The 8,157-nt window shown below is 68.2% G+C and carries 8 protein-coding genes and 1 pseudogene; 2 read left to right on the top strand and 7 right to left on the bottom strand.

Features of this window, described 5'->3' with window-relative positions:
* Positions 1-79 precede the first annotated feature (79 nt).
* From B9C99_RS14615 to B9C99_RS14630, 4 genes are read right to left on the bottom strand one after another with little or no spacing between them, the layout of a single operon-like run.
* Positions 80-1,141 carry a CaiB/BaiF CoA-transferase family protein gene (locus tag B9C99_RS14615; protein ID WP_088898367.1) on the bottom strand — a complete coding sequence of 354 codons (1,062 nt, stop codon included), beginning with the start codon at positions 1,139-1,141 and terminating at the stop codon, positions 80-82.
* A complete protein-coding gene (locus B9C99_RS14620) occupies positions 1,138-2,094 on the bottom strand; it encodes an LLM class F420-dependent oxidoreductase (RefSeq protein WP_088898368.1) in 957 nt (318 codons plus the stop codon). The genes B9C99_RS14615 and B9C99_RS14620 overlap by 4 nt, the downstream gene beginning before the upstream one ends.
* A gap of 46 nt (positions 2,095-2,140) precedes the next feature.
* Complete coding sequence (locus B9C99_RS14625; RefSeq protein WP_088898369.1) at positions 2,141-2,542, bottom strand: cobalamin B12-binding domain-containing protein; 402 nt, start codon at positions 2,540-2,542, stop codon at positions 2,141-2,143.
* Entirely contained in the window at positions 2,542-4,119 is a 1,578-nt protein-coding gene (locus tag B9C99_RS14630) for a methylmalonyl-CoA mutase family protein (RefSeq protein ID WP_016696174.1), read from the bottom strand. Before B9C99_RS14630 ends, B9C99_RS14625 begins: the two co-directional genes overlap by 1 nt.
* A gap of 86 nt (positions 4,120-4,205) precedes the next feature.
* Here B9C99_RS14630 and B9C99_RS14635 point away from each other — a divergent pair, with 86 nt between their 5' ends.
* Entirely contained in the window at positions 4,206-5,039 is an 834-nt protein-coding gene (locus tag B9C99_RS14635) for an NAD(P)-dependent oxidoreductase (RefSeq protein WP_088898370.1), read from the top strand.
* Positions 5,040-5,042: 3 nt separating this feature from the next.
* Here the strand turns inward: B9C99_RS14635 and B9C99_RS14640 are convergent, their stop codons facing one another.
* Positions 5,043-5,924 carry a DMT family transporter gene (locus tag B9C99_RS14640; RefSeq protein ID WP_088898371.1) on the bottom strand — a complete coding sequence of 294 codons (882 nt, stop codon included), beginning with the start codon at positions 5,922-5,924 and terminating at the stop codon, positions 5,043-5,045.
* Between the two features lie 37 nt (positions 5,925-5,961).
* Here B9C99_RS14640 and B9C99_RS14645 point away from each other — a divergent pair, with 37 nt between their 5' ends.
* Positions 5,962-7,365 (top strand): PLP-dependent aminotransferase family protein, encoded by a 1,404-nt coding sequence (locus B9C99_RS14645; protein WP_088898372.1) that lies wholly within the window; start codon positions 5,962-5,964, stop codon positions 7,363-7,365.
* A gap of 13 nt (positions 7,366-7,378) precedes the next feature.
* Here B9C99_RS14645 and B9C99_RS14650 read toward each other — a convergent pair whose 3' ends face one another.
* Positions 7,379-7,678, bottom strand: coding sequence for a WhiB family transcriptional regulator (locus B9C99_RS14650; RefSeq protein ID WP_016696178.1), 300 nt, complete (start codon positions 7,676-7,678; stop codon positions 7,379-7,381).
* Positions 7,679-7,681: 3 nt separating this feature from the next.
* Positions 7,682-8,157, bottom strand: a pseudogene (locus tag B9C99_RS14655) (glucose-6-phosphate isomerase); the annotation flags it as partial.

Genomic DNA, 8,157 nt, shown 5'->3' on the forward strand with positions numbered 1-8,157 from the left:
ACCCCCACCGTGCCCGTGGTACGTCCAGGCTACGGAGGGGACGTCGGTCGCGAGTGCGTTCAGTGAACCCGCCGAGGGATCAGGCAGGTCCCACCGTCACCGTTGCATCGGTGTGCTCGCCCAGCTTCGGGGGCGGTCCGTACTGCGGTTCGTAGCCGAGCACCCGGATCGGGCTGCCCACCAGGCGGAAATCACCGGCGGTGACGACCATCTCGGGAGTCGCATCGAGAGCGTCGGGCAGCGAACGGACCGCGGCCGCCGGCACCCCGAGCGGGCGGAGACGGGCCTCCCAGCCGGCAGCGGTGTCGCGCGAGAGCGCCTCGGTGACCACCGCGAGCACCTCGTCGCGTCGCTGTGCGCGTTCGGCCATGGTCGGGAACCCGTCGATCCCGGCCTCGGCCGCGAAGATCCGCCAGAAGCCGTCGTGCGTGACGAACAGCGCGAGCGTGCCCTCGGCGGTCGGGAACAATTGCGCGGGAACGTAGTACGAGTGTGCCCCGTTCGGCATGCGTCGCGGTTCGGTGTCCTCGTTCAGATATGCCGAGGCGCGGTAGTTGAGCTGCGACAGCATGACATCGCGCAGCGACACGTCGACCTGGCCCCCGCGACCGGACACGATCTGCGCGAGCAGACCGAGCGCGGCGGTCATGCCCGTGGAGTTGTCGGCCGCCGAATAACCGGGCAGCATCGGCGGGCCGTCGGGATCACCGGTCAGCGACGCGACACCGGTCTGGGCCTGGACGACGTAGTCGAAGGCCGGATCGTCGCCGCCGTCGAGCCCGTATCCCGTGATCGCGACGCAGACGATCTTGTCGTTCCATCTGCGCAGCGCGTCGTAGGTCAGACCGAACTTCCGGATGGCCGACGGCTTGAGATTGACGAGCAGCGCATGGGATTCGGCAGCGAGCTCGCCGAGGCGGCGCATGCCGTCGTCGGTCGTCAGGTCGAGGCAGATGCTGCGTTTACCCCGGTTGAGGCTCGCGAAGTAGGCGTCGCTCACCTGGCGGGAGAGGTCCCCGGTGGGTGGCTCGATCTTCGTCACCTCGGCCCCGAGATCGGCCAGCAGCATCGTCGCGTACGGGCCCGCGAGGATGTGGCCGACCTCGAGGATCCTGATTCCCGCGAGCGGACCTGCCGTCACCGCAGTTCCTTCACGAGTTCGGCGACGACCTCGCGGGTGCGGTACTTCGACGCGACCAGCTCGTCGCGGGTGTTGCCGATGGGCAGCAGCCGCATCGACAGGTCGGTGACGCCGGCCTCCTCGTAGCGGCGGAAACCGGCGAGGATCGCATCCTCGTCGCCGACGATCGCCATGTCGCCGATGTCCTTCGCCTGCCCGTGTTCGAGGAGCCGCTGGTAGTTGGGCGAAATCTCCGCCTCGGCGAGAATGCGATTGGCGCGCTCGCGGGCGACGTCGACCTCCGACGGTGCACACAGGCAGACCGGCACACCGGCAACGATCCGCGGCTTCGGCTTGCCCGCCTCCTCCGCGGCCTCGGTGATGCGCGGCGCGATGTGTTCGGCGATGGCGCGTTCGTCGGCCATCCACAGCACGGTGCCGTCGGCGAGTTCGCCGGCGATCTTCAGCATGACCGGGCCGAGCGCCGCGACGAGCACCGGCATGGGCGCGACCGGCGCGATGTCGAGGGGATTGTGGACCTTGAAGGTGTCGTTCTCGACGTCGATCGAACCCGGCAGGTCGCGCGCGGCGTTCAGCACCTCGAGATAGTCGCGCGTGTACTTCGCGGGCTTGTCGTAGGGCAGGCCGAGCATGTCCTGCACGATCCAATGGTGCGACGGGCCGACGCCGAGGGCGAGGCGACCGCCGAGTGCGGCGTGCGTCGACAGCGACTGCCGCACCAGGTGCACCGGGTGTTGCGCCTGCAGCGGCACCACAGCCGTACCGATCTCGATGCGCGAGGTCCGCGTGCCCATCAGGGCGACGGCCGTCAACGCGTCGAAGTCGGTGGGGATCTGCGGCACCCACACGGTGTCGAGGTCGGCCGACTCGGCCCACTCGACGTCCTTCAGCATGCGGTCGACCTTGCGGTTGGTGTCGCCCTGTTCCGGGCCGACCATCACTCCGATACGCACGATTCCTCCAGGTTCCCGAACTCGATGATGTGGGTGTGTACCGGGCTCAGGACGCCTCGGACGTCCCGGTGAGCTTGCGAATCTCGGTGACGAGCACGTCCAGCGGTGTGCTCGTGGGGAACACCGCCGCGGCACCGGCGTCGAGCAGTTTCGGCACGTCGCCCTGCGGGATCGTTCCGCCGACGATGACGTCGATGTCGCCGGCGTCCGCCGCTCGCAGGCCTTCGACGACCTTCGTGGTGAGTGCGATGTGGGCACCCGACAGGATGCTCAGACCGACCACCGCGACGTCCTCCTGCACGGCGATCGAGACGATGTCCTCGACCTTCTGGCGGATGCCGGTGTAGACGACCTCGAAACCGGCGTTGCGCAGGGCACGGGCGACGATCTTCGCTCCGCGGTCGTGTCCGTCGAGTCCGGGCTTGGCGACGAGGATGCGGGCGGTCATCAGAACACCACCGGCTGCCGGAACTCGCCCCACACGTTCTTCAGTGCGGAGACCATCTCTCCCACCGTGCAATACGCGTTGGCGCAATCGATCAGGGCATGCATGAGGTTGTCGGTTCCTTCCGCTGCGCGGGACAGGGCCGCGAGTGTGGTGCGCACCGCGTCGGGGTCGCGTTCGGCCTTGACCTTCGCGAGTCGCTTCAACTGCATCTCGCGGCCTTCGGCGTCGAGTTCGTAGGTGGAGATCTCGGGCTGCGGCTCGTCGGAGACGAACTTGTTCACACCGACCACCGGCCGGTCGCCGTTCTCGATCTCCTGGTGGATCTTGTAGGCCTCGTCGGCGATGAGGCCCTGCAGGTAGCCGTCCTCGATCGCACGGACCATACCGCCGTGCTTCTCGAGATCGGCCATGATCTCGACGATGCGCTCCTCGGTCGCGTCGGTGAGCGCCTCGACGAAGTACGACCCACCGAGCGGGTCGGCGACGCGGGTCACGCCGGTCTCGTAGGCGAGGATCTGTTGCGTGCGCAGCGCGAGGGTCGCCGATTCCTCACTGGGCAGGGCGAACGGTTCGTCCCAGGCGGCGGTGAACATCGACTGCACGCCGCCGAGCACCGACGCCATGGACTCGTAGGCGACGCGCACGAGATTGTTCTGCGCCTGCGGCGCATACAGCGACGCGCCACCGGCGACGCATCCGAATCGGAACATCGACGCCTTGTCGGTGGTGGCGCCGTAACGCTCGCGCACGATCGTCGCCCAACGGCGGCGTCCGGCACGATATTTGGCGATCTCCTCGAAGAAATCGCCGTGGGTGTAGAAGAAGAACGAGATCTGCGGGGCGAACTGGTCGATGGTCATCCGCCCGCGCTCGACCACCGTGTCGCAGTAGGTGACACCGTCGGCGAGGGTGAACGCCATTTCCTGCACCGCGTTCGCGCCGGCATCACGGAAGTGGGCGCCGGCCACCGAGATCGCGTTGAAGCGCGGCACTTCCGCGGCGCAGAACTCGATGGTGTCGGCGATGAGACGGAGCGACGGTTCGGGCGGCCAGATCCACGTGCCGCGGGAGGCGTACTCCTTGAGGATGTCGTTCTGGATGGTGCCGGTGAGCTTCTCGCGCGGCACCCCCTTCTTCTCCGCGGCGGCGACGTAGAAGGCGAGCAGGATCGCGGCGGTGCCGTTGATGGTGAAACTCGTGCTGATCTTGTCGAGCGGGATGCCGTCGAACAGCACCTCCGCATCGGCGAGCGTGTCGACGGCGACGCCGACGCGGCCCACCTCCTCACCGACCTCGGGGTCGTCGGAGTCGTAGCCGCACTGGGTCGGTAGATCCAGCGCGACCGACAGTCCGGTTCCGCCCTGCTCGAGCAGGTAGCGGTAGCGGCGGTTGGACTCCTCCGCAGTACCGAACCCGGAGTACTGACGAAACGTCCACAACCGGCCCCGATAGCCGTTGGGGAAGTTCCCGCGCGTGAAGGGGAAGCTTCCCGGCGCCGGCGGTTCGGCAGCGCGGTCGCCCGGCCCGTAGACAGGCTCGAGCGGGATACCCGACGAGGTTTCTGCGAAGTCGTTCACGCCGGATACATTACTTGCAGAAAAAGAGAATGCCAATATCATTGCGGAGAACAGAGCTGGACAATCGAAGGCGACCAGGGAGAACGATGTCGAGTCAGAATGCCCTCAGCGACCGCACCATGGTCATCTCCGGCGCGAGCCGCGGTATCGGACTGGCCATCGCGGTCGCCGCCGCCCGTCGGGGCGCGAACGTGGTGCTCCTGGCGAAGACCGCCGAACCCCACCCGAAACTGAAGGGGACGGTGCACACCGCCGTCGCCGACATCGAGGCCGCCGGTGGCAAGGCCGTCGCGGTGGTGGGCGACGTCCGGAAGGAGGACGACGTCCAGCGGGCCGTCGACACGGCGGTCGAGCGGTTCGGCGGCGTGGACATCTGCGTCAACAACGCCAGTGCCATCGCCACCGAACCCACCGAATCCCTCTCGGTGAAGAAGTACGACCTGATGCAGGAGATCAACTGCCGCGGAACGTTCCTGCTCTCCAAGGCGGCACTGCCGCACCTGCGGGAGTCGTCCGATCCGCACATCCTCACCATCGCCCCGCCGGTCAACATGAACCCGCACTGGCTCGGCGTACACCCCTCGTACACACTGTCGAAGTACGGAATGTCGCTGCTCACCCTGGGATTCGCGGCCGAATACGCCGACGCCGGCGTCGCGGCGAACTGCCTGTGGCCCGAGACCTACATCGCGACCTCCGCTGTGGCCAACACCCCCGACGGTGAAGCGCTGCTCGCCGCCTCCCGCAGCCCGGAGATCATGGCCGACGCCGCCGTCGAGATCCTCTCGCGACCGGCGAGGACGACCACCGGGCGGTGCTTCGTCGACGCCGACGTCCTCGCTGAGGCCGGGGTGACGGACCTGTCGCGTTACGGCGGCGGCGACCACCCGCGCTGGGACTTCTTCCTCGACAAGGAGTGACGTTCAGTTCCGACGGACGCGGACGGCGGTGCCGGCACACAGCACGACGACGGCACCGCCCGCCACCACCGCCCAGGTCAACGGTTCACCCAGCAGCCAGGCCGCCCACCCGACCGTCATGATCGGCTGGGTCAGTTGCACCTGCCCGACCCGAGCCATCGGCCCGATGGCCAGACCTCGGTACCACGCGAAGAACCCCAGGAACATGCTGACGATGCCGAGATAGGCGAACGACGCCCAGTGCGTCACCCCACCCTGCGGCACTCCGTCGGCGAGCGAGACCAGCGTGAGGGTCACCATCAGCGGCGACCCCAGCACCAGCGCCCACGAGATCGTCTGCCACGCACCGATCTCCCGTGACAGCAGTCCGCCCTCCGCGTAGCCGAGGGCCGCGGCGACCACCGCGCCGAGCAACAGCAGATCGGCTCGCCCGAATCCCGCGACACCTCCGCCACGCAGGCCCGCGAAGGCCATGACGGCGACCGCCCCCGCCCCCGCCGCGACCCAGAACGGGATCGGCGGCCGCTCGTGGGCCCGCAACACCGCGACCACCGCGGTCGCGGCCGGAAGGATCGCGATGACGATCGCACTGTGGTTCGCCGGTGCCGTGGTCAGGGCGTACGAGGTGAGCATGGGAAATCCGATCACCACCCCACCCGTGACGACGGCGATCCTGCGCCACTGATGCGTGTTCGGGAGTCGTTGTCTCGTGAACGCGAGTGCCAGAGCGGCGAGAACCGCTGCGACGACCGCACGGCCGGCAGCGACGAACAGCGGTGACATCGCTCCACTTTCGACGGCGATGCGGGTGAGCGGCACGGTCAGGGAGAAACCTGCGACGCCGAGCAGACCCCAGGCGAGCCCGCGAGGATCGGACGATATCACTGGCCGATCGGATACGATAGCGCTACTCTTTACTCTCATGTCGAACAGTAGCAGTTCCCAGCTCGTTGCGGAACTGACCCGGTGGATCGCCACCGCCGCACCCGGCGCCCGGTTGCCGTCGACGAGGTCGCTCGTCGCGCAGTACGGCGTCAGCCCCGTCACGGTGCAGAAGGCACTGAAGACACTCCAGACCCGAGGTCTCGTGGAGAGCCGCACCGGAGTCGGCACCTTCGTCCGGCAGATCCGCACGTCGAACACGATCGACCACGGCTGGCAGACGGAAGCGCTCGGAACGGCACCGCCACTTCCCCGCGCCTCCGCCGCCCTGCGCACCGTGCCCAACGACGTGATCACGCTCCACTCCGGCTACCCCGACCGCATATTACTTCCCGAACGCCTTGTCCGCGGAGCATATTCACGCGCATCCCGCAGCGATGCCGCCGTCGGACGGACACCGGCGGCGGGACTTCCCGAACTGCAGGCGTGGTTCGCCGCGGAACTGGCGGAAGCGGCGGATGCACGTACCGCCCCGCCGTCCGCGGGCGACGTGATCATCACCCCCGGCAGCCAGAGCGGACTCGGGTCGATCTTCCGCGCGCTCGTCGGCGCCGGCAATCCCCTCGTCGTGGAGTCACCGACCTATTGGGGTGCGATCCTCGCGGCCACGAAGGCGGGTGTGCAGCTCGTCCCGGTTTCCAGCGGACCCAACGGACCCGATCCCGACGAACTGGCCCGCGCCTTCGACCGGACCCGGGCGCGCGCCTTCTACGCGCAACCGAACTTCGCGAATCCCACCGGGGCGCAATGGTCGTCGTCGACCGGTGATCGGGTCCTCGACGTCGTACGCGATGCAGGAGCATTCGTCATCGAGGACGACTGGGCCCACGACTTCGGGATCTCGACCGAGTCCGTTCCGCTCTTCGCACGCGACGACTCCGGCCACGTCGTCTACGTCCGCTCGCTGACCAAGAGTGTCGCGCCGTCGGTGCGGGTCGCGGCGATCGTCGCGCGAGGACCCGCTCGCGAACGCATCCTCGCCGACGTGCAGGCCGAATCCGTCTATGTGAGCGGCGTTCTCCAGACGGTCGCGCTCGACGTCGTCACCCAGCCCGCCTGGCAGACCCATCTGCGGGCCGTTCGTCGCGAGCTCGAATCGCGCCGCAACCTCCTCGCGAGCGAACTTCGCGAGCTTGCACCGGATGTGGATGTCGACGGACTGCCGCCCGGTGGGCTGAACCTGTGGGGCAGGCTCCCGGACGACGTCGACGCCCGGGCCGTCGCGCGCGACTGCGAGGCAGCCGGAGTTCTCGTCGCGGCGGGCGGCGAATGGTTCCCGGCGGAGCCCACCGGTCAGTACCTCCGGCTCAACTTCGCAGGACCGAATTCGGGGGCCTTCCGGGAGGCCGCCCGGGTCATCGGGCAAGTCGTCTCCGGCGGGTGAGGACGGGCGGTCATCACCGGCTCGTGCGGCGCCGGCGGGCCCTCCTCACCCGAGTGCGTTCGTCCTCCGTGAGCCCACCCCAGATCCCGTAGCGTTCACCGGAATCGAGGGCGTACTGAAGGCACTTCTCCCGCACCGGACAACGAGCGCAGACCTTCTTGGCCGACGCCATGCGGTTCTCCCTCGCGTCGCCCCGCTCGTTGTCCGGGTGGAAGAACAACGAGCCGTCCGCGTCGCGACAAGCCGCGTCCATCTGCCAATCCCATTCCTCGGCAACGGGAGGCGGCAGATAGAGCAACTTCAGCGCGGGCATGTCCTACCTCCCTCCGTCACGGAGGGTGCGGTAGACCTCGATCAGATGGTCGGTCGAGGCGTCGCCGGTGTCGGGGGTCTCATCACCGGCGAGCACGGCTTGCAGGGCGGTGGCCTGGGTCTTGCCGAGTTCGACGCCCCACTGATCGAACGAGTCGATCCCCCACACGACGCCTTGGACGAAGGTCTGGTGTTCGTAGAAGGCGATGATCTGCCCGACCACCGACGGGGTCAGTTCCGGGGCGAGGATCGTCGTCGACGGCCGATCCCCGGGCATCACCTTGTGCGCCACCAACGTCTCGTCGACGCCCTCGGCGCGGACCTCGTCGGCATCGTGGCCGAAGGCGAGGACCTTGGCCTGGGCGAACATGTTCGCCAGCACCAGCACCTGCATGCTCGTCTGCCCGTCGCGGGCGGGCAGGTCGTCGCCGGAACGGGCCAGGCCGAGGAAATCGACCGGCACGATCTCGGTGCCCTGGT

This window comes from Rhodococcus sp. BUPNP1 (assembly GCF_002215235.1).
In the GTDB taxonomy this organism is placed as follows: Bacteria; Actinomycetota; Actinomycetes; order Mycobacteriales; family Mycobacteriaceae; genus Rhodococcus.